Origin of the sequence: Enterococcus ureasiticus, assembly GCF_001730285.1 — a bacterium.
In the GTDB taxonomy this organism is placed as follows: Bacteria; Bacillota; Bacilli; order Lactobacillales; family Enterococcaceae; genus Enterococcus_L; species Enterococcus_L ureasiticus.
Map to the genome: position 1 here is coordinate 22,008 of NZ_MIJZ01000015.1, position 19,173 is coordinate 41,180.

The 19,173-nt window shown below is 36.9% G+C and carries 20 protein-coding genes and 1 pseudogene; 5 read left to right on the forward strand and 16 right to left on the reverse strand.

The features are described from left to right. Window positions 1-18 precede the first annotated feature (18 nt). The 6 genes from BCR21_RS12740 to BCR21_RS12765 all read right to left on the reverse strand — a co-directional run bounded on the left by BCR21_RS12740 (window position 19) and on the right by BCR21_RS12765 (window position 5,714). A complete protein-coding gene (locus BCR21_RS12740) occupies window positions 19-1,197 on the reverse strand; it encodes an SIS domain-containing protein (protein WP_069646848.1) in 1,179 nt (392 codons plus the stop codon). An 18-nt stretch (window positions 1,198-1,215) separates the two neighbouring features. Beyond that, window positions 1,216-1,620 carry a PTS sugar transporter subunit IIA gene (locus BCR21_RS12745; RefSeq protein ID WP_069646849.1) on the reverse strand — a complete coding sequence of 135 codons (405 nt, stop codon included), beginning with the start codon at window positions 1,618-1,620 and terminating at the stop codon, window positions 1,216-1,218. 16 nt (window positions 1,621-1,636) lie between these two features. Beyond that, window positions 1,637-2,446, reverse strand: coding sequence for a PTS system mannose/fructose/sorbose family transporter subunit IID (locus BCR21_RS12750; RefSeq protein WP_069646850.1), 810 nt, complete (start codon window positions 2,444-2,446; stop codon window positions 1,637-1,639). Beyond that, the gene (locus BCR21_RS12755; RefSeq protein ID WP_069646851.1) at window positions 2,433-3,320 is read right to left on the reverse strand and encodes a PTS mannose/fructose/sorbose/N-acetylgalactosamine transporter subunit IIC; all 888 of its coding nucleotides are present in this window, start codon (window positions 3,318-3,320) and stop codon (window positions 2,433-2,435) included. Before BCR21_RS12755 ends, BCR21_RS12750 begins: the two co-directional genes overlap by 14 nt. Before the next feature lie 127 nt (window positions 3,321-3,447). After that, the gene (locus BCR21_RS12760; RefSeq protein WP_069646852.1) at window positions 3,448-3,924 is read right to left on the reverse strand and encodes a PTS sugar transporter subunit IIB; all 477 of its coding nucleotides are present in this window, start codon (window positions 3,922-3,924) and stop codon (window positions 3,448-3,450) included. 8 nt (window positions 3,925-3,932) lie between these two features. Further along, window positions 3,933-5,714 (reverse strand): glycoside hydrolase family 35 protein, encoded by a 1,782-nt coding sequence (locus BCR21_RS12765; protein WP_069646853.1) that lies wholly within the window; start codon window positions 5,712-5,714, stop codon window positions 3,933-3,935. Window positions 5,715-5,877: 163 nt separating this feature from the next. Here BCR21_RS12765 and BCR21_RS12770 point away from each other — a divergent pair, with 163 nt between their 5' ends. From BCR21_RS12770 to BCR21_RS12785, 4 genes and pseudogenes are all read left to right on the forward strand, one after another. Beyond that, on the forward strand, window positions 5,878-6,585 hold the full coding sequence (locus BCR21_RS12770) for a GntR family transcriptional regulator (protein WP_069646854.1): 708 nt from the start codon (window positions 5,878-5,880) through the stop codon (window positions 6,583-6,585). 197 nt (window positions 6,586-6,782) lie between these two features. Next, window positions 6,783-7,661: pseudogene (locus tag BCR21_RS12775) on the forward strand (1-phosphofructokinase family hexose kinase); the annotation flags it as partial. An 81-nt stretch (window positions 7,662-7,742) separates the two neighbouring features. Then, the gene (locus BCR21_RS12780) at window positions 7,743-8,033 is read left to right on the forward strand and encodes a hypothetical protein (RefSeq protein WP_069646855.1); all 291 of its coding nucleotides are present in this window, start codon (window positions 7,743-7,745) and stop codon (window positions 8,031-8,033) included. Between the two features lie 18 nt (window positions 8,034-8,051). Next, window positions 8,052-8,978, forward strand: coding sequence for a LacI family DNA-binding transcriptional regulator (locus BCR21_RS12785; RefSeq protein WP_069646856.1), 927 nt, complete (start codon window positions 8,052-8,054; stop codon window positions 8,976-8,978). A 90-nt stretch (window positions 8,979-9,068) separates the two neighbouring features. Here the strand turns inward: BCR21_RS12785 and BCR21_RS12790 are convergent, their stop codons facing one another. The 6 genes from BCR21_RS12790 to BCR21_RS12815 all read right to left on the reverse strand — a co-directional run bounded on the left by BCR21_RS12790 (window position 9,069) and on the right by BCR21_RS12815 (window position 12,476). Beyond that, window positions 9,069-9,467 (reverse strand): DUF1801 domain-containing protein, encoded by a 399-nt coding sequence (locus BCR21_RS12790; protein WP_069646857.1) that lies wholly within the window; start codon window positions 9,465-9,467, stop codon window positions 9,069-9,071. 15 nt (window positions 9,468-9,482) lie between these two features. Beyond that, complete coding sequence (locus BCR21_RS12795) at window positions 9,483-10,007, reverse strand: GyrI-like domain-containing protein (RefSeq protein ID WP_069646858.1); 525 nt, start codon at window positions 10,005-10,007, stop codon at window positions 9,483-9,485. An 86-nt stretch (window positions 10,008-10,093) separates the two neighbouring features. Continuing rightward, entirely contained in the window at window positions 10,094-10,819 is a 726-nt protein-coding gene (locus BCR21_RS12800; RefSeq protein WP_069646859.1) for a YebC/PmpR family DNA-binding transcriptional regulator, read from the reverse strand. 259 nt (window positions 10,820-11,078) lie between these two features. Further along, window positions 11,079-11,288 (reverse strand): hypothetical protein, encoded by a 210-nt coding sequence (locus BCR21_RS12805; RefSeq protein ID WP_069646860.1) that lies wholly within the window; start codon window positions 11,286-11,288, stop codon window positions 11,079-11,081. 80 nt (window positions 11,289-11,368) lie between these two features. Continuing rightward, window positions 11,369-11,761: a YxeA family protein gene (locus BCR21_RS12810; RefSeq protein WP_069646861.1), complete on the reverse strand. Its 393-nt coding sequence runs from the start codon at window positions 11,759-11,761 to the stop codon at window positions 11,369-11,371. Between the two features lie 211 nt (window positions 11,762-11,972). Continuing rightward, on the reverse strand, window positions 11,973-12,476 hold the full coding sequence (locus BCR21_RS12815; protein WP_084013312.1) for a VanZ family protein: 504 nt from the start codon (window positions 12,474-12,476) through the stop codon (window positions 11,973-11,975). Window positions 12,477-12,595: 119 nt separating this feature from the next. Here BCR21_RS12815 and BCR21_RS12820 point away from each other — a divergent pair, with 119 nt between their 5' ends. Further along, entirely contained in the window at window positions 12,596-14,401 is a 1,806-nt protein-coding gene (locus BCR21_RS12820; protein ID WP_069646862.1) for a M3 family oligoendopeptidase, read from the forward strand. Between the two features lie 104 nt (window positions 14,402-14,505). Here the strand turns inward: BCR21_RS12820 and BCR21_RS12825 are convergent, their stop codons facing one another. The 4 genes from BCR21_RS12825 to mreC form a co-directional block, all read right to left on the reverse strand. Continuing rightward, on the reverse strand, window positions 14,506-15,798 hold the full coding sequence (locus tag BCR21_RS12825; protein ID WP_069646863.1) for a C40 family peptidase: 1,293 nt from the start codon (window positions 15,796-15,798) through the stop codon (window positions 14,506-14,508). Between the two features lie 371 nt (window positions 15,799-16,169). Next, window positions 16,170-17,495, reverse strand: a complete 1,326-nt coding sequence (locus BCR21_RS12830) for a coiled-coil domain-containing protein (RefSeq protein WP_069646864.1) — start codon at window positions 17,493-17,495, stop codon at window positions 16,170-16,172. A 241-nt stretch (window positions 17,496-17,736) separates the two neighbouring features. Beyond that, a complete protein-coding gene (gene mreD, locus BCR21_RS12835; RefSeq protein ID WP_069646865.1) occupies window positions 17,737-18,252 on the reverse strand; it encodes a rod shape-determining protein MreD in 516 nt (171 codons plus the stop codon). A 1-nt stretch (window position 18,253) separates the two neighbouring features. Beyond that, on the reverse strand, window positions 18,254-19,114 hold the full coding sequence (gene mreC, locus BCR21_RS12840) for a rod shape-determining protein MreC (protein ID WP_069646866.1): 861 nt from the start codon (window positions 19,112-19,114) through the stop codon (window positions 18,254-18,256). Window positions 19,115-19,173: the final 59 nt, after the last annotated feature.

A 19,173-nucleotide genomic window follows, 5' to 3' on the forward strand; every position in this document is an offset into this window, starting at 1 on the left:
CTCCTCGATTTTTTTATTTTAGTCTTGATACTCGTAGATTTTGACTCCTTTTACTACGCGATTGACCGTCCCTGTAGCAGAAGGTGTATCTGGTGTATTGTCGACATTTAACGAGCTATGGATCGCGATCGTTTGCGCAAATAAGACGTATGGCAAGACCAAGTAGGCTTCAGGTAATTCTGTGCCTTTTGAATAGGTAAAACGTTGACCAGAGAAGTTCTCCTTACTATCCACATCAAGTGTTACGATCCTTGTCGCAATGTTATCAGCTTTGATTTCTTCTGCGATATCCAAATCGTATTTTCTCGTATACGGGTCATTTGTGACAAAGACAAAAACAAGTGTTTTTTCGTTAATGAATGATTTTGGACCATGTCTAAACCCAACAGATGAATCAAAAATCGTTGCGATTTTCCCAGCAGTCAGCTCAAGAACTTTTAATTGTGCTTCTCTTGTTAAACCAGCTAAACTACCTGAACCAAGATAGGCTATTCGGTCAACTGAGCCTTCTAATAATGCTTCGATTTCAGGCTCTCTTGTGATAACGTCTTCTCCCATTTGGATCGCATTTTGAACAAACAAAGCCTTTTCTTCCATGCTGCTCGTATCAAAAATCAAGAGAGCACTAAGTAACATACAAGTGAAGCTACCTGTCATCGCAAATCCTAAATCATTGGATTTTTCAGGCATCAATAATAGTAAATTACTTGCATCGCCTGCCGCTTCTTGAGCAAGCTGACCGTCTTTTGCACATGTAATCGTGAGTTGATATAGATTTTCAACTAGCTGTTTGGCCAATTTCACGGTTGCAACTGATTCTGGTGAGTTACCGCTACGAGCAAAAGATACTAAAATCGTTGGTACCTCTTTTTGTAAGTAATCATAGGGATTAGAAACAATATTTGTGGTTGCTACACTTTCGAAAATAAAATCCGCTTGATTTCCTTTATGATTTAAATAAGGTGTAATTGAATCACCTACATAAGCAGATGTACCTGCTCCTGTAAAAATCACCCGGATTTTTTTGCCTTTTTCGGCTTCTATAATCGCAGCAATAAATTGTTCTATTTTTTGACGTTGATCCTTATAATTATCAAACGCTTCTTGCCATAGTATCGGTTGTTGTTTTATTTCTTGTGTCGTGATCACAGCACCTATTTTTTCAAGTGCTTCTGAGGTTTCTTTAAATAATTCCATCTTGTTTGATACTCCTATCTATTCATCTTCTTCATCAAATGCATCTGCCGTTAATAATTCGTTGACTTTGACCGTATTTTCCTTTGCCTCTGCCACAAAATCACTTTCACTCCCTAACATGCTTGCATTAACAAAACTGATGACCATTGGTAGATTCATTCCTGCATATAATTCAAATGAAGCACCGTTCATTATTTTTTTCGATAATATATTGCACGGCGTTCCACCTAATAAATCTGAAAAAACAATAAAATCATCTAATGATTGTGTGCTTGCTTCAAATTTTGCTAAAAACTCTTTTTCGCCTTCTTCTGCTAGTAAAGGAATGGTATAAATTTTTTTTTGTTCGCCCATGATCATCTCCGCACTGGCTTTTAACTCTGTACAAAAGTTCCCATGACTGACTAATACTAAATTATTCAAACTTAGCGCCTCCAACCTATTTTGAAATAACACCTAAAGCAGATAACGCAACTGAAATGATCAGCACGATAAAGATTGCTCTAGTTGACGTGATATTTTTCTTGCCGAGTAACCAATACACACCACCAACGATCGCAGCTGGTAACAAGCGCGGCATGATCATATCCACATTATTTTGAACATTGATCGTTAAATCCCCAATCGAAGGAGCCCAAGCAAAATGTACATTGATCATCGTTGCGACCAAAGCCCCGACCATAAAAACACCCATCAAGGTTGCTGCATTTGTCATCGCTGTCAGCCTACTTTGCATTGTTGTGACTAAAGAAATTCCTTCTTTATAGGCAAACGCCAATTGTTTCCAACGAAATACCATAATTGCAATTTGTGCCGCCATCCAAATAAATGCACCGATTGGATTACCATTGACCGCCATGTTCGCAGCTAGCGCTCCAAAGATAGTTGGGACTAACGCCCCAAAAATCGAATCACCAATCGCAGCAAATGGTCCCATCAACCCAACTTTGATACCCGCAACAGACTCTTTTGCAGAGTATCCTTCTTTTTCTTCAATAGCTAAATCGATCCCTGTAATGATCGTATTCAAAAAATTACTTGTATTAAAAAATTGTGCGTGGGTACGCATCATTTCTTTCAACTCAGGTGTATCGTCACCGTACATTTTTCTTAATTGGGGTAAAATCGTATATAAATAGCCTGAACCTTGCATTCTTTCGTAGTTCCAGCCTAATTGGAAAGTGAATAAACTTCTTTTATTGATTTGATTAAAGTCTTTTTTTGTTAATTTATAGTTAGATTTCGTCATCTTCGATCTCTCCTTCATTTGTTTCTTGTGAATGACCTTTTACCGCAACAGGCTGTGCGATTGATTTTTTGTATTCATTTAACGCTAACGCAAAACCGATCAACGCAATCGCAAGCATCGGTAAATTAGTAAACATTGGCGCAAAATCTTTTGCTACACCTGCAACTGCTCCACCTAATAATTGGATATTGCCAAATACGGTGGTTAAAAGAGCTGTAAGTACAAATCCTAAAATCAAATAAGATAAATGCTTTTTGACTGGTAAGTATCTTAATAAAATTGCAAAACCGACAGCAGGTAAAACAGCTCCAGCAACTGATAAACCATCACCTAGCCATTTTAGATCCGTGTTCAAATACCCTACAACATTATCGACAAAACCACCGCCGAAGCTCAGAGCAAAAAATACTGGCAAGGCTCTTGAAAGCGCCCAAGGTAAAGCCCCTAATAAGAAATTACGTTCAATCCCTTTATAATTCATCGCTTCAATATTGCTGTCTATTCTATGAGCAAAAAATGTATTCGTAAAACGACCAAGAATATCCATTTGAATCATCAAACTAGCTACCGGTACCGCAATCGCAGCAATCGCTTGTTCTGGATTCATACCTAACCCGATTGAAAAAGCCGTTGCCAAAACGGTCCCCGAATTCGCATCAATTCTGGAAGCGCCACCAAATGTTCCTACACCTAAAATCGTCAACTGCATACTTCCACCAATAATCAAACCTGCCGTTACATCCCCCATAATAAAACCTGCCACCAAACCTGCAAAAACAGGTTGGCTAAATGCTGAATAAATCTGTAGCTCGTCTAAAATTTGATACCCTGCATAAAGCGTTAATAATAAAATTTGCCACCATTGAATTGCCATTGATATTCCTCCTAATTTAAAAGTGTAGTGGGCTCGTTTAGTCTCGACTGGAAATCGGATGAGGTGTTTTCTGCCTCATTCTATTTTTATCTTTCCAAAAAGAAACGGTCCCCACAAAACTCAAACACTATTTCAATAAACTCATAAAATCTTCTGATCTATCACTCGGGACCATCTGAGAAACTAGTTTTACACCTGCAGCATCTAATTTTTTAAAGTCTTCAATATCTTTTTCCAATACGTTGATCGACTTAGTAATTGCTTTAGAATACTCACTTTGCGACATATTCCCTACATTTATTTCTTTGATTGGAACGCCTAATTCCACTAATTTTAATAACCGATCTGGTTTTCTAGCAATGATCAACAATCTTTGCGAATCATATTTTCCAGCCAAAATATTGGTAGCCGCTTTTGCTATTGGCAAAACACTTAGTTTCACACCAGCTGGCGTTGCTAATTTCAGCCCACTCTTTTCAATCGCATTTTCTGATACCTCATCATCTACAACCATGATGCGACTAATATCTAGCTTTGTTGTCCACAAATTAGCCACCTGCCCATGGATCAATCTCCCGTCAATCCTTACTGCAATAATACTCATATTCTTCACTACCCTTCCTGTATTTCTTTGTATTTTGGTTGCTTATCAAAATTAAGTTCTGATCCCCACTCTCCTTCTGTTTCAAAGATAACGATTTCATTTACTCCTTTTCGTAAAACAGATGCTGGAACATACAAAGAAAGTGTCGGTCCTATGTTCCAAAATCTACCTAAGTTGAACCCATTGATGATCACCACTCCTTTACCAAATTCGTGTAAATCAATAAATGTATCAGCAGGCGTTTCAACAGCTAATTCATAGCGGTAAAATGCTGGCGTTCCTTCGATCCACGGCTGCTTGTAATCGATATGATCAAGCGTTGAAAAATCAATACTATATTGATCCCATTCACAAATAAAGTGCAAGTCTGACATGACACCACTACGAATACCTTTTCTCTGTGTATCAGCCAATAATTTATGCCCATAATTCACGCGTCCCATGTTTTCAACTAAAATATCCAGCTGATTTTGTTCTTCATTCGGTTTACAAATAATCTTTTCCCCAATTTCATCTCGATATTGGGTAGCGATTTTAGTTTGATTCAAGAAGAAATGAACACGATCACTTGCATCGATCACACGATAAAATTCTTCACCCGATCGTTTAGGCTCTTTTGTTCGATACAGTATATACCCATAATTCTGTTTTAATTTTTCCATACTTTCAGGATATTTGCTATGTTGATACTGTGAGATCGATGCTGCAATAGAAAACAGACTAACTTTTTCCTTTAACAGCGCTTTAGCAGGCTCTAGTGATGTTTTCGTAAGTGGTTCTGATTGTTTTATATCTGGAAACAGCTCATGGATTTTTCGTTGGACTGAGAAAAATTTTTCAGTTGGATTCCCTTGTTCATCTAAAAGTGCATCATAGTCATACGACGTTACCTGAGGTAAATCCTTCCGTCCTCTTGCAGAACAACCATTCATAAATCCAAAATTAGTACCGCCATGAAACATATATAAGTTGATGCTGCCTAATTTTAAAACTTCTCCAACAGCTTCCGCTAATTCTTCTGGATCCCTTCTAATGATTTCTTCTCCCCATCGATTGAACCAACCATCCCAAAATTCCATACACATTAGCGGCCATTTTTTCCCATGACGTTGATGAAGACCTCTTAGCTCAGTGAAATTCTCTTGGGCTTTTGAGCCGAAATTACCAGTACTTAAGATATCTTTTTCCAAGAGCATTCCAGCTGTCTGTGCTTCTTCCCATGCACCATCTGAGGTAAATAACGGAACCGTTACTTTATTTTTTATCATTAAATCGTAAAGCGCCAACAAATATTCTTTATCCTCACCATACGATCCATACTCATTTTCAAGTTGCATCATAATAACAGGACCGCCGTGCTCGATTTGCAGTGGCGTGATTTGTAGAAATAGTTCTTCATAATAACGGGCTACTTTTTCAATAAATGTTGGGTCAGATGACCGAATCCGCATCTCTCGCTCATTCAACAACCAGGCTGGTAAACCGCCAAACTCCCATTCTGCACATATATAGGGTGACGGACGTAAAATAACAAACAAGCCTATGCTTTCTGCTAAACGTACAAATTTTTGGATATCTAATTGATTCTCAAAGTCAAATGTTCCTTCTTGCGGTTCATGCAAATTCCACGGAATATACGTTTCTACCGTATTAAACCCTAACGCTTTCAAATTATATAGCGAGTGATACCACTCTTGTGGTCTAATTCTAAAATAATGTATAGCCCCTGACATGATCTTAAACGGTTTCCCATCCAGTAAAAAATCCTCTTTCACTTCAAATGTATGCATTCCGACCTCTCCTTTAAAACGCTTCCAGTTAATATATTAACATATTAACTTCTTTGTGTAGTATTTGTCAATAAATATATTTTTTATTTTCTATCATGAAAAATCATGGCTATTTTTCATCATTTAACTTATTATATTAAGTAAGAGAAAAAGGAGGTGCACTATGAAAATTCCAAAGTATCAACAAATCAAAAATGACTTATTAAACAAAATAAAATCTGGCGAATTTGAGCATGGCGATCGTTTTTATAGTGAGAACGAGTTGATCAAGCTATATAATGCTAGCTCGATCACCGTGATCAGAGCGATTCAAGAATTAGCGTCAGAAGGCTATCTGGTCCGTTATCAGGGCAAAGGAACTTACGTTTCACGTTCTAGAAAAAGAAAACTGGTTGAATTTACAGATATCGAAATTTTTGCAGGTAAAACAGAAACTGTTGAAGTTATCAGTATTGTAGAAGAATCTGATCCAAAAATACTTAAAGAGCTAAGCTTGCAACCTGACCAAACATACCGCCGAATCACACGTGTTCGTAAAGTCGATGATGTAGCTTTTATTTTGCATTTTACCTATATGCCGAATCAATTTATCAATCCTGAGGTGCAAGAATTAAGTTATTATGACTCGATCTATGAACGCTTTAAAACGGAATTCGGGATTCACATGTACGATGAGCACGCAACTGAAACAAACGAAATTTTATTTCCCACACCAAAAAAAGTAGCAAACCTTTTAGCTATTTCAGAAAATGAACCTGTCGTTTTCCAGAAAAAAAAGACGACCTTGCAAGATGGAACCGTAGCAGAATATGTTGAAAGTTATAAAAAATGGGACTACTATAAAATCGAATTTTCGACATACAAAATGTGATGACCAGCACATGCAAGAAATGCGCATAGAATACACCCTTCGTTTCTTTTATGTGTCATTTCCAAGCTTAAATATGAAACCGCTTAACTTTTTTTCAATAGTTTAATACGTCAATAAGATGTCAGGAGTTGTTCCAAATGATTCATTTGATTTGCTCAAACCCAGCAATCGATTGAACACTTTTAGTAGAAAATTTTACCGCTGAACGACCAAATCGTCCTTATGAAGTAAAAGAATTTGCTGGTGGAAAAAGCTTCAACGTTGCTTATGCAATGGACTTTGAAGGTGCATCCGTTCCTTATTGTATCCATACGATTTTAGGTGGACGAAATGGAGAATACTTAAAAGAACTTGCCTCAACGAGAGATATTCAACTGGACATAACTGAGGTAGAGGTCAATACACGATTTTGCAACATCATTGTAGATACAAAAGCCAGTAAAATTTATCCAATTTATGAAAATAGTTTCGTGTTAGATACACTTTTATTAGACAAATTCACCAAGCAATTACTGAATGCCATCAATCCTCAGGATACTGTTGTTTTTTCAGGTTCTTTGATGAAAGGAATGCCTGATAATTATATTGCTCAGATCCAAGAACAATTAAAAGGGCAAAACATTCGCTTTTTCGTTGATACCAGTGGATCAGCTTTAATTGAAGCCTATAAAGGAAGTCCCGAAGTGATCAAAATCAATGATGAAGAATTAGGTGAGTTAGTTCCTGATCACGCTTTTAATGAGTTAGAGGATTACGCTCAGTTTCTAAAATCAGAAACAGCCGCACCTATTTCCTATTTCATTGTCACACTTGGTGCAAAAGGCGTTATCGCAAAATTAAATCAACAGGTCTATCACCTTTTCGTTCCACCTGTACAAGCGAAAAACCCAATTGCCTGTGGTGATTTTTTTCTGGGCGGATTGGTCAAATACCTAACGTTGGGACGCTTAGAAGATATCGACGTCTTAAAAAAAGCAGTCAGCTATTCAACTGCCAATGTGCTTAACTGGTTCCCTGAAATGAAACAAGTCGATATCGATCGGATCGAACAAGAAATCATCATCAAACAGTTATAACAAAATAAATTAGACAATTCCTCTTGACCTGATACGCGTTTCATACTTTATAGTTGAAAAAAAGACAGGAGGAATCGATTTATGATGAATGGCATGCTTGAATTAACGGATTGTTTAGGTCTCGATTATTACTTCGTTTCTTTATCAACTGAACATGGAGTACTTGTGATCCGTAGTTTGAATAACTATTGCAAACCGATCGATAAAGCAGTAAAATTGGCTGAAATAGAAGGTCTAACGTTTGAAGAAGAAGGCGAGCTTGATTTTATTTGCTTTGACTATGAGGATGAACACTATCACTTTATTGATTATGGGAATCACTTAATGCCTTTTTTAAGTCGAATTTTGCGTCCCGTAAGCGTTAGTTACTAGGCTTGAAAGGAGTCACTTATGGCAAATATTCGTGATATTGCCAAGTTATCTGGTTATTCAGTCGCTACCGTTTCTCGTGTTTTGAATAATCATCCTTATGTATCTGAGGAAAAACGAGCAAAGATCTTGAACATCATGCATGAGCTTGATTATATACCCAATGCTAAAGCACGTGATTTAAGTAGTGGAAAATCAAAACATATTGCGGTCATGATCCCTTATGCCAACCATCCTTATTCAGATAAAATCGTCAGCGGTATCTTGAATGCTGCTTTTGAGGATGGCTATAAAGTAACCCTGCTTCCAACTAATTATGATCCTAAAATCGAAAAACACTATTTGGATGAATTAGCCGCAAAAGCGTGGGACGGCATGATCATTACCTCAAAAAAAGTTTCTTTTGAAACCATTGCACGTTATCTAAAATATGCGCCCATCGTTTGTTGTGAGGATACGGGTGATTTCCCCATTTCCTGTGTTTCGATCAAGCGTGAAACATCCTATGTCGATCTTTTTACTAGTTTGAAAAAACAAGGGCATCATAAAATCGGTTTAACAGTCGGACGTACTGAAAAAGAAAGTGCTAGTACTGGACTGGTTTTGCAAGCATATAGCAATATTATCGGCTATTCGGATGAGTCAATGATCGTTAGAAACTGCCGTACATACGAAGATGGCATCCAGGCTGGGAAGCATTTTGCAAAGTTAAAGGAACTTGAAGTGATCGTCACCAATGGAGATGATGTGGCTGCTGGTATTTTGCAACATGTTTCTCTAGACCAAGTGACTGTGATCGGCGAGGAAAATTTACTTTCTAGCAGACTACTCAATTTTTCTACAATCGATCATCATATCGATCAGTGCGGGGAAGCAGCTTTTCATCTTTTGTGGGAAGAAAAAAGTAGAACAGTGTCAATTCCTTATACATTTATTAAACGAGGGTAGGAGATGAAACACTTACTCCATGATTTGCCAACTAAAAAGGGACTATAAAATACAGCGCGTCGTCTGCTGTATTTTATAGTCCCTTTTAGTTTATCTCTTATGGTAAGTCAATGCTTGTTCAATACAAAAAGTCAGTTCATTGACTGGCAGTTCTTTTTCAGGATCAAGTACAATTGCTCGATTCTTAGAAAAATCAAACACATCAATAAACAACGCTCTAAATTCCTCTACTAATGTTGTTTGACAGTGAAAGAAAATCGCGATTTTTTCAGCACCAAAACGATCGATGCGGATTGGGCTACCTGACTTGCTTACTTTCGTTGCATAAGAAGGTTGATTCCATTTTAAACTTTCTTCCAACTCACCAACAACCGTTAAACGCGCTGCCGTATTAAAAATCAGTTCACGAAGTGCCAGTAAAGGTTTTCGATACTCTTCAGGATAATGTTCAAAGACAGTTGCTACACCTACATCTGTGATTCCTTTCATTTTATCCCTCTTTTACTATTTTATAGGAATCCATAATTCACACTGATAATCTGCCGCTTCCATGTCTCCAAGCGGATAAAATTCAATTCTTGGAATCTCAGTATTCTCCAAAACCGGCTCATCTGTCCATGGTGCTTGCATATTTTGTTTTAGTTGCATCAAATTGTTACGCTCAAAAGGTTGGTTTTCAGCGATTGCTTTAACTCCTGCTGAAATTGCGCCAATACACTCAAATACTGCCCAAGCTGATGCTGGAAAATACCGATCATTTAAATCGTTTTTAGCAAATCCCTCGTGATTTACACTCGTTCCAATCGTATAGTTAAATTGTTCTTGTTGGCTCTCGTTACTATCTGAAACACCTAATAACCCCTGAACGATGCCATCTGAAACAGACAACAACTGATTGATTTTCGCTTCAGTCAAATTTGACCAGAAGTGTGATATTTCATAAAAATTTTCATTACTTTTGATCTTAACCATTTCTTTTGTGTACCCTCTAACAGTAAATGCGGCTTTTTGCTCAACTCTATAATTCATAGTATCATCCCCTTTTATATGATGACTATAAATTAACATGGAAATGCTGACAACTTCATGTCATCATTTCAACTATTTCTAAAGAATCACATATCAGCTGAGGTAAAAACTTCAGATACATCATCGTCTTCTTCTAGTTTATCAATCAACATTTGCAGTTGTTCTTGTTGATCCTCTTCCAATTCTACTAAAGTTTGCGGCACCATCGTCAATTCAGCTTGCGCCAACGTATAGCCATCTTTCTCTAAAGTATCTCTGACTGTAGTAAAATCTTCTGGTGCCGTATAAATTTCAAACACGTCTTCTGATGTTTCTAAATCCTCTGCGCCTGCTTCCAGCACATTTTCAAACATCGTATCTTCATCAACAGAAAGACCTGAGCGCTCAATTGCGATATACCCTTTACGATCAAACATATAGCTAACAGAACCTGTTTCGCCTAAAGAACCGCCATTTCTAGTAAATGCAACCCGGACATTCGTTGCTGTGCGGTTACGATTATCTGTCAAAGCATAAACTAAAATCGCAACACCTGCTGGTCCATAGCCTTCATAAGTAATCTCATCATAATGCTCATTTTCTCCTGCACTACTGGCTTTTTTGATTGCGCGGTCAATATTATCATTTGGCATATTAGCAGCTTTGGCTTTATCCATAACCAGTCTTAACGCTGCATTAGTTGCAGGATCAGCTCCTCCGGCTTTGGCTGCCATATAAATTTCTCTTGATAACTTTTGAAATATCTTCCCACGCTTTGCATCTTGTGCATTTTTTCTACCTTGAATATTTTTCCACTTACTGTGACCTGCCATTTTTTTTCCTCCTCGTATAAAAGTGTAGTGGGCTCGTTCAGCTCTGACAGAAAACTCTAAAAGCTGAAAGAGCTCGCTCAGCTTTTTCCCGAAAGGCTAGCTCTTGAAACTAGCTAACGTTCAACAGCTCTATAACGCTTACTTATCTTCTATTTTACTATGCTTCTAAATAGTTGCAACCTTTACTCTTATTTGAAACAGATTGCAGTAAAAAAAGGTCAGTCAACCTATCTTAATAGTTGTCTCACCTTCCATTTTTTTAATCAATAACCTCTAGACATAGATTTACATCACGCAATTTGAACATTACTCCATCTTTAAACGAAATCGTACATTCTTCTTGTGCACCACTTAACAGTTGAATATTGATACATTCTGTATCTGGAAAAATGCGGTAGGCCAACATCCCTAATGTGGGAATCGTCATAGTATCTCTTGTTTGCCTTTTATTAATAGTCATAATTTCCATGATTTATCACTTCTTACTCTTATTATAAAAGGGTTTGTTTTAAATTTGAGTATCTTTTACATAAGAGTTCTTTCATTTAGCTACAATAACGACATTACTTTTTCTGGCAAGGCTTGCTTATCGATTTCTTCCCAAAATATCACATTCTGACCTTTAACAGTGAGTTTAAGAAATTTATCTGGCGTTAACTTTTTTCCAAACGAAATATATTCTACTTTTCGCTTTTCGCCCTTATTCGTGTAACAAGTTTGAACGTACGCAAAATTTTCTATTTTGGTGACTGCATCTGGGTATGTGTAATTGTATTTTTCAGTTGTTTTAGTATAAAGAGTTGCCGTTTTGACAAATGGATTAAAGTAATCAATCATCGTTGCAGCAGTTGAGGTATTATTATATGTAAAAATTCTAAGTCCGATAATACTGATTACTACGATGGCGATTAGCATCAGAAATGTTTTACAAAAATGTTTCATCAGATGCTGCTCACTCCTCTTCGACTGATTTCATATACTCTACTCATAATAGCGTTTTTTTATTCTATATACATCCAGCTAGAGACTGATTTTTCGAATTAAATTATAAAAACAAATGAAGCAAGGCTCTGAATATCAAAGTCTTGCTCCATTTATTTTTTTATTTGAAAAAAAATTTAATTACTGTACCATATGTTTAGGACTGTTCAATTTATTTTTTTCTCAGTTTTTTGATACCTATCACAAGCAAACAAAGAACAACTGCTGTAAGTGCTCCGATAGAATCTAACATCACATCCTGAAATAGTGGCGATCGCCCGCCTGTCAACATTTGATGGTATTCATCCAAACCAGCGTAACCAGTTGCTGTCAGCCAGGCAACAACGCCGATCAACAGTGGTTGTTTGATTTTCATGTTTAATCCGATAAACCAACTTCCACCTAATAAAAAGTATGTACCAAAATGAGCTCCTTTACGAATAAAGAACTCCACAAATTTTGTATATCCTCGTGCTTGAATACTTACTTCACTTCCAGCATAACTAAATGAAATTCCTTTTAATTGATCTTTAAATGGATGATTACTCAATAACTTGTCCAGCAATCCAACTTGAGATTGTTGTTCATAGGTTTGAGAGGAGCTGTAAAATAAAACAGCCATGATCAAAAAGGCCAGAAATATATAAAAATTACTATTTTTCAACTGTTTTTTCAATTTGTCACCTCGTTTCAGTTACTATTATAGTAGTTTTTCTAAATAAAATAAACAATCGCTCAATCTTTTTTTCTTGTGATATACTAGAAGAAATAGAATTAAGAAAGAAGGAATCAGATATGACTTATTCGCTCGTTTGGGATTTAGATAGCATTTTCCCAGGAGGTAGCCACTCGGTACAATTGGAACAACGCTTAACAGAATTGAAAGAGCAAAGCCAAACTTATCACCAGTTGATTGAACAATGGACACCAGAAAATGATGCTGATTATCAGGAATTACAACAAATTTTAACTTTACAAGGAAAAATTTCTGATGGTTTTTCACAGTGCAGCAGCTTTATCACGGCTTTATCATCTGCTGACACAAAAGATAAAAAAGCCAAGATCTTATCTGGTGATCTCTTTTCGTTATTACCTGCGATTCAGTTAGCAGAAACTATTTTTACTAAAAAATTGACAGAAATTTCTGATGAACATTGGCAAACATTAACAGCTTTACCTGCCTTTGAATCGATTGCGTTTCGTTTAAATGAAATTCGTCGTGATGGTATGCAGCTACTATCTGAGCAAGAAGAAAATATTATCAATACATTGTCTTTAGACGGGCTTAACGCTTGGAGTAGCCATTATGATACGATTGTGGCAAGTATTTCGATTCCATTTACAGAAGATGGGCAAACGTTATCTCTTTCGGCTGGTCAAGCATTTAATCGGATGATGAGTGACCCTAACGCAGAGGTTCGTGCACAACTATTCAACGAATGGGAAAAGGCATGGAGCGAGAGATCGCCATTACTAGCAGATACCTTAAATCATTTGGATGGCTTCCGTTTAAGTGAATACAAACTACATGGTGTCTCTGATTTCTTAGAAAAACCATTAAACTATAACCGTATGCAAAAAGAAACGTTGGATGTTATGTGGGTAACCATTCAAAAGAATAAACAGCCTTTTGTCGATTTCTTGACGCGTAAAGCACAATTATTTGGAAAAGAAAAAATGGACTGGCAAGACCAAGATGCTCCTATCATTTTAGGTGATTTAAAAGAAAAAACATATAGTTTTGATGAAGCCGCAGAATTTATTTTAGAAAACTTTGAAAAATTCAGTCCAAAAATGGCGACATTTGCTAAAGATGCTTTTGAAAAAAGCTGGATCGAAGCAGAAGATCGTCCAGATAAACGCCCAGGCGGCTATTGTACTGAACTTCCTGAAACCAAAGAATCTAGAATTTTTATGACATTTGGAAACTCGATCAATGAAGTCGCAACATTAGCTCACGAATTGGGCCATGCATTCCATAGCAGCGTGATGTGGGATCTTCCAGCACTTGATCGGGAATACGCGATGAACGTCGCAGAAACGGCTAGCACGTTCGCAGAATTGATTGTTGCAGATGCAACGCTTAAGGAAGCCGCAACCCCAGAAGAAAAAATCAATTTATTAGACACAAAGATGCAAAATGCAATTGCCATGTTTATGAATATCCATTCTCGCTTCATTTTTGAAAACAGCTTTTATGAAGCTCGTCAAAAAGGATTGCTTAGTGAAGATGAAATAACTGAGTTGATGCTTGACGCTCAAAAAGAAAGTTATCAAGATAGTTTAGGGACTTATCATCCTCATTTTTGGGCAAGTAAACTGCATTTCTTTATTGATGATGTACCTTTTTATAATTTCCCTTACACATTCGGCTACTTGTTCAGTATGGGGATTTATGCCTATGCGAATAAACAAGGCAGTGATTTTGAAGATCAATACATTGCCTTACTTCGTGACACTGCATCAATGACTTCAGAAGACTTAGCTAAGAAACATCTTGGTGTTGATTTAACCAAACCTGATTTCTGGCAAGCAGGGATCGACCAAGTCATCAAAGATGTGAATGAGTTTATGGCATTAACAGAAGAATATATTAAATAGTATTGAGAAGCTTCAACGTTTTTTCGTTGAAGTTTCTTTTTAATTTGTATACAAAAAAAGAACCAGACAATTGTCTGGTTCTGAAATTATTAAGTTAAACTTGATTACATACGTACAGCGAAGCTTGGTGTAAATGAACCAACGTTACTGTATTGAACACCTGTACTTGGATCACCAGCGTGGATATAACCGCCACCACCTGTAGCAATCGCTACGTGGTAAGAAGCACCCGGGCTACCCCAGAAGTATAAATCTCCAGCTTGAGCTTCACCTACAGAAATACGTGTACCAGCACTTTCTTGTGCAGTAGTAACTCGACCTAATTGACGCCCAGTAGCTGCGAATGCGTAATAAACTAATCCAGAGCAGTCAAAACTATCTGGTCCTTGAGCACCCCAAACGTATGGTTTACCAACTTGTGCTGCTGCTACAGAGATTGCAGAACCGCCAGTTGATGGTGGTAAAACTGGTTTTTCTGGTTCTGGCGTTGGTATTACTGGATCTGGAGTCGGTGTAACCGCTCCGCCGCCTCCACCATTATTAACAGGAGGTGTTACAACACCTGAATTATTATTTTCTGTTGAACTACCTGTTGTTGATTCTTCAGTAGTTGAAGATGAAGCAGTTGTTGTGCTTGGCGTTGTTGCTTTAGCTTCTTCGGCTGCTTTTTTAGCATTAGCTGCTACTGCTTTTTCTTGTTCAGCAATACGTGCTTGTTCTGCGATTGCTGCTTCTTTTTCTTTCACTAATCCAGCTTTTTGATCTTCAGCAGTTGCTCTTTCAGCAGCTAATGTTGTTTGTAATACATTCAAATCAGCTTCTGCTTTAATAAGATCGCCTTTTTGTGCTTCAAGTTCTACTTGGTTATCTTGAAGTTCTTGTAATTTTTCTTCGTTTTCAGCTTTTTTAGATTCAACTGATTTTTTATCTTCTTGTTGTTGTTTTACTAAATCGTTGTTTGCATTAACAATTGTAGACATAGCAGTTACACGAGTAATAGCATCAGAAACTGATTTTGCATTCAATAATGCATCCATGTAGCTTGTGCTGTTACCGTTAACTTGTACGTCACGTGCTTGGTTTTGAATAGCCACTTCACGTTTTTCGATACGTTTAGTTAATTGAGAGATTTCTTTTTCTAAGTTAGTAGATGTTGTTCTTAATTTGCCTTGTTCAGCTAATAGTGTTTCTGCTTTTTCGTTAATAGACGCTACTTGATTTTGTACTGCAGCCACTTGGCTTTGAGCGTCAGCTTCTTGAGATTTCAATCCTGAAATTGTTTGATCTTTTTGTTGAATTTTAGAGTCCACTTCATCTGCTGATGAAACTAACGGTAATGCTACAGATGTAAGGGTTAATGAGCAAATCATTAGTAATGGTAATATACTTTTTTTCAAAATTCATTCCTCCGACTTTTTACTTATAATAAATTCGTTCATCGTTTGAGTAATTTTCATTCTTATTATTGACAACGAAATCATTGTATCATAATCACATGTCATACATATAAAATTAATGTTACAGGAGTATTTCATTTTTGATAGTTCAAAATGACAGTCAACGTAATGGGTTTTAAGCAGGCTAAGAACGTATGAAACACAGCATTTAGAAGTATTTCATAGGATAAAATATTTTAGGATCGAATGATAAACTACCAAAACGTAATACTGATTCTTTTACCATACTTCATCCAACACTATATTACAAATAATCCCCATCCACAAAACCAATAGATTTTGCGAATGGGGATTTACTTTATCAGTTTAACTTATCCTGGAAAACGCCATACAACAGCTCTAAAGTTTGCTGCATATGGACTTGGTGTCCAACCTGTTGTTGTTGAGACATACCCAGAACCTGCTGGATTATTTGATTCCACGATTTGAACAGAACTACCGTTGACTCCAACGACTAAGACTGTGTGAACGCCATCCAACCAAGCATCAGGGCTAAGAGAGTTTTCGTATTGAACAACATCTCCGACTTGAACATCAGACCAAGAGACTTGAACGGCTCCTGATTGCGTGTATCCACTATGTGGACCACCTGGTGAGAATCTAACACCTGCTGCATTTAGCCAATTTTGTACGGCTACAATACACTCACCGCTTTGGCCCCAACCAGTTGGGTTTGTCTGACCAACAGCATTTAAAGCGATTTGCGCTGCTTTTTTCTTCGCCTCTGACACGCCGCCAGTACCGATACTGCTACCACCGCCAGTATTACCACTAGGTTTTTCCGCTGGTTTTGGTGCTTCTTGAGTTGTATTTGTTGTACCATTTTCTTCTACAAGATTGGTTTGGACAAGACCAGGATTTGCAGCTTGTGCTTCTGCAAGTTTCTTAGCTGCTTCTGCATCTGCTTTTCTTTGTGCTTCTGCTTGTTTGACTTGCTTTGCTTGTTCTTCTTCTAATTTCTTTTGTGCCGCTGCTTTTTGTTCAACGTATTCAGATTTTTTACTTTCTTCTGTTGAGCGTTGTGCTTCTAAATCATTTTTAGCAATTTCTTGTTCAATCTTCAATGTATTTAAAGAAGCTTGTTTTTCATTTAATTCTTTTGCAGACGTTTCTAACACTGAGATTTGTGATTCTACAGTCTTTGTCTTTTTTTCTACATCTTTTTTATCAGAAGTTTGTTGTTCTAATAGATCATTATTCGCATTAACCAATGTTGTAATTCCTTGAACTCGGCTAATTGCATCAGAGATAGACTCAGAATTGATGATCACATCTAAATAGCTAGTACTTGTTCCACTTACTTGAACGTCACGAGCTTGATTACGCATTTGAACTTCTCTTTTTTGAATGCGGACATTCAAATCAGAAATCTCGCTGTATAATTTTGTGATTTCTGCTTTAAGTGTTTTTTCCTTTGCAGTTAATTCATCAATCTTAGTCGCAGTCGTTAACATATCGGATTCGATCGCGGCTACCTTAGTCGCGGCTTCTGACTCTTTTGTTTTTAATCCGTTGATGATTTCATCTTGTTGTCCAATCTTTGTATCATAGTCATCTGCAACTGCAGCCATAGGCAAAACAGCTGAGGTAAGCGTGATTGAACAAACCATCAATGCTGATAATATACTTTTTTTCACTCTTTATTCCTCCGGTATTTACTTTATGTATTTATAATTTATGAGTATTTTTTCGGTCATATTTAATTCAGTAACGACGTAATTGTAACATATCAGTATGACATACAGATAAACAGGATATTACAAAATTGTTTCATGCAACATAATTAAATAACGTTTGAATTTTATAAAAAGATCAAGCGGATACGTTTTTAAATACTATCACTATACTGTTTCAATTGCCTTACCAATAAAAAAGAGACTATTCATTAGCGAACAATCTCTTTAGTGGATAAGAAAAAACAACAAAGATCAACATATTAAAAAGCAATGTTGGGCCTAAAACTTTCGTGATAAATAATAATGGCGCTACATTTGATATATGGAAAACAATTTGAAGTCCTACTGCAATCAATTCATACGTAGTTACAAAAATAATCATTCCAAAAAATGCTGTCAGCAGATTCGTATGGACCACTCGTTGGAATCGGTACATCATCATAACTGTCGCTGTTAATGCAACTGTATAAATGCCAATAATCCCAATATAATAACTATCACAAATCATGCCCAAAACCACAGCTGTAATCACCAAATAGCGTTTAGATAAATTAGGTACCGCCATCAAAAATGCCAGCAACATAAAATGGGCATTTGCAAAATAGACGTTATCTGTTATATTCCGTGCAGCTTGAGTCAATTGACCGTCGAGCAGCATCAGTAAAAAGAAAACTACTGGCGCATAGTATTTAACATTTTCTTTTCGGATTAGTTGCATCTTACTCCCCCGCTCCAGCTAGTCTCTTGATGATCGTTACAACGGGTATATTATACATTTCAGCATAAGGCTTAACATAAACTTCTCGATCTAAACCATAACTATCTGGTTTAACTTTTTGAACCACACCAACAGGTAAATTCGCTGGAGAGTTTTGCCCTAATCCAGATGTTTGAACAATATCGCCTTCTTTGATATCCATATCACCCACTAGTTGGCTAACGATCAATGTATTTTCTTTATCATCATATTTTTTTAACAAACCATATGAATCGCCTTTTTCCGAATTGATTTGGACAGGAAAATGATTTGAATTTTGATTTTTAGATGTCAATAATTCAACTTTAGATGATGTCGCGTTCACTTCAACCACACGACCGATCAACCCTTTTTGAGCTAAAACTGCCATATTTGGTTCGATGCCGTCATTTGAACCTCGATCAACGACCAATAAATCTTGCCACATGTCAGGAGAACGAGTAACAACTGTTGCTGTTACTTTCTCATAATTACCTAGTGTCTCATTCAAAGATAATTCTTTTTTCAATGCTTCGTTTTCTTTTTTTAAGTTGTCATTTTGGATAGAGAGTTCACCATATCCATCAATTCTTTCTTTCAAGCGTTCATTTTCATCGTAAGTGTTAAAAAGTGTACTGATTGACGATACACCATTGCTGATTGCTTTACCTGGAAATGAGATAACTTTGTCAACAAAGCCTACGCTATCGTTGACTGCTGATTGACCAAGATTCGTCTTCCCGCTATTTGCTCTATGCGCTGCGGTCAAACTAATGATCGTCACCACAATGATCACTATGATCAGTGTGATAATTATATTTTTATTTGGATTAAATTTTTTCACATCGACACCCCGACTAATCTTTAGACTGATAGCAATAATTTTACCACTAATTAGAGGCA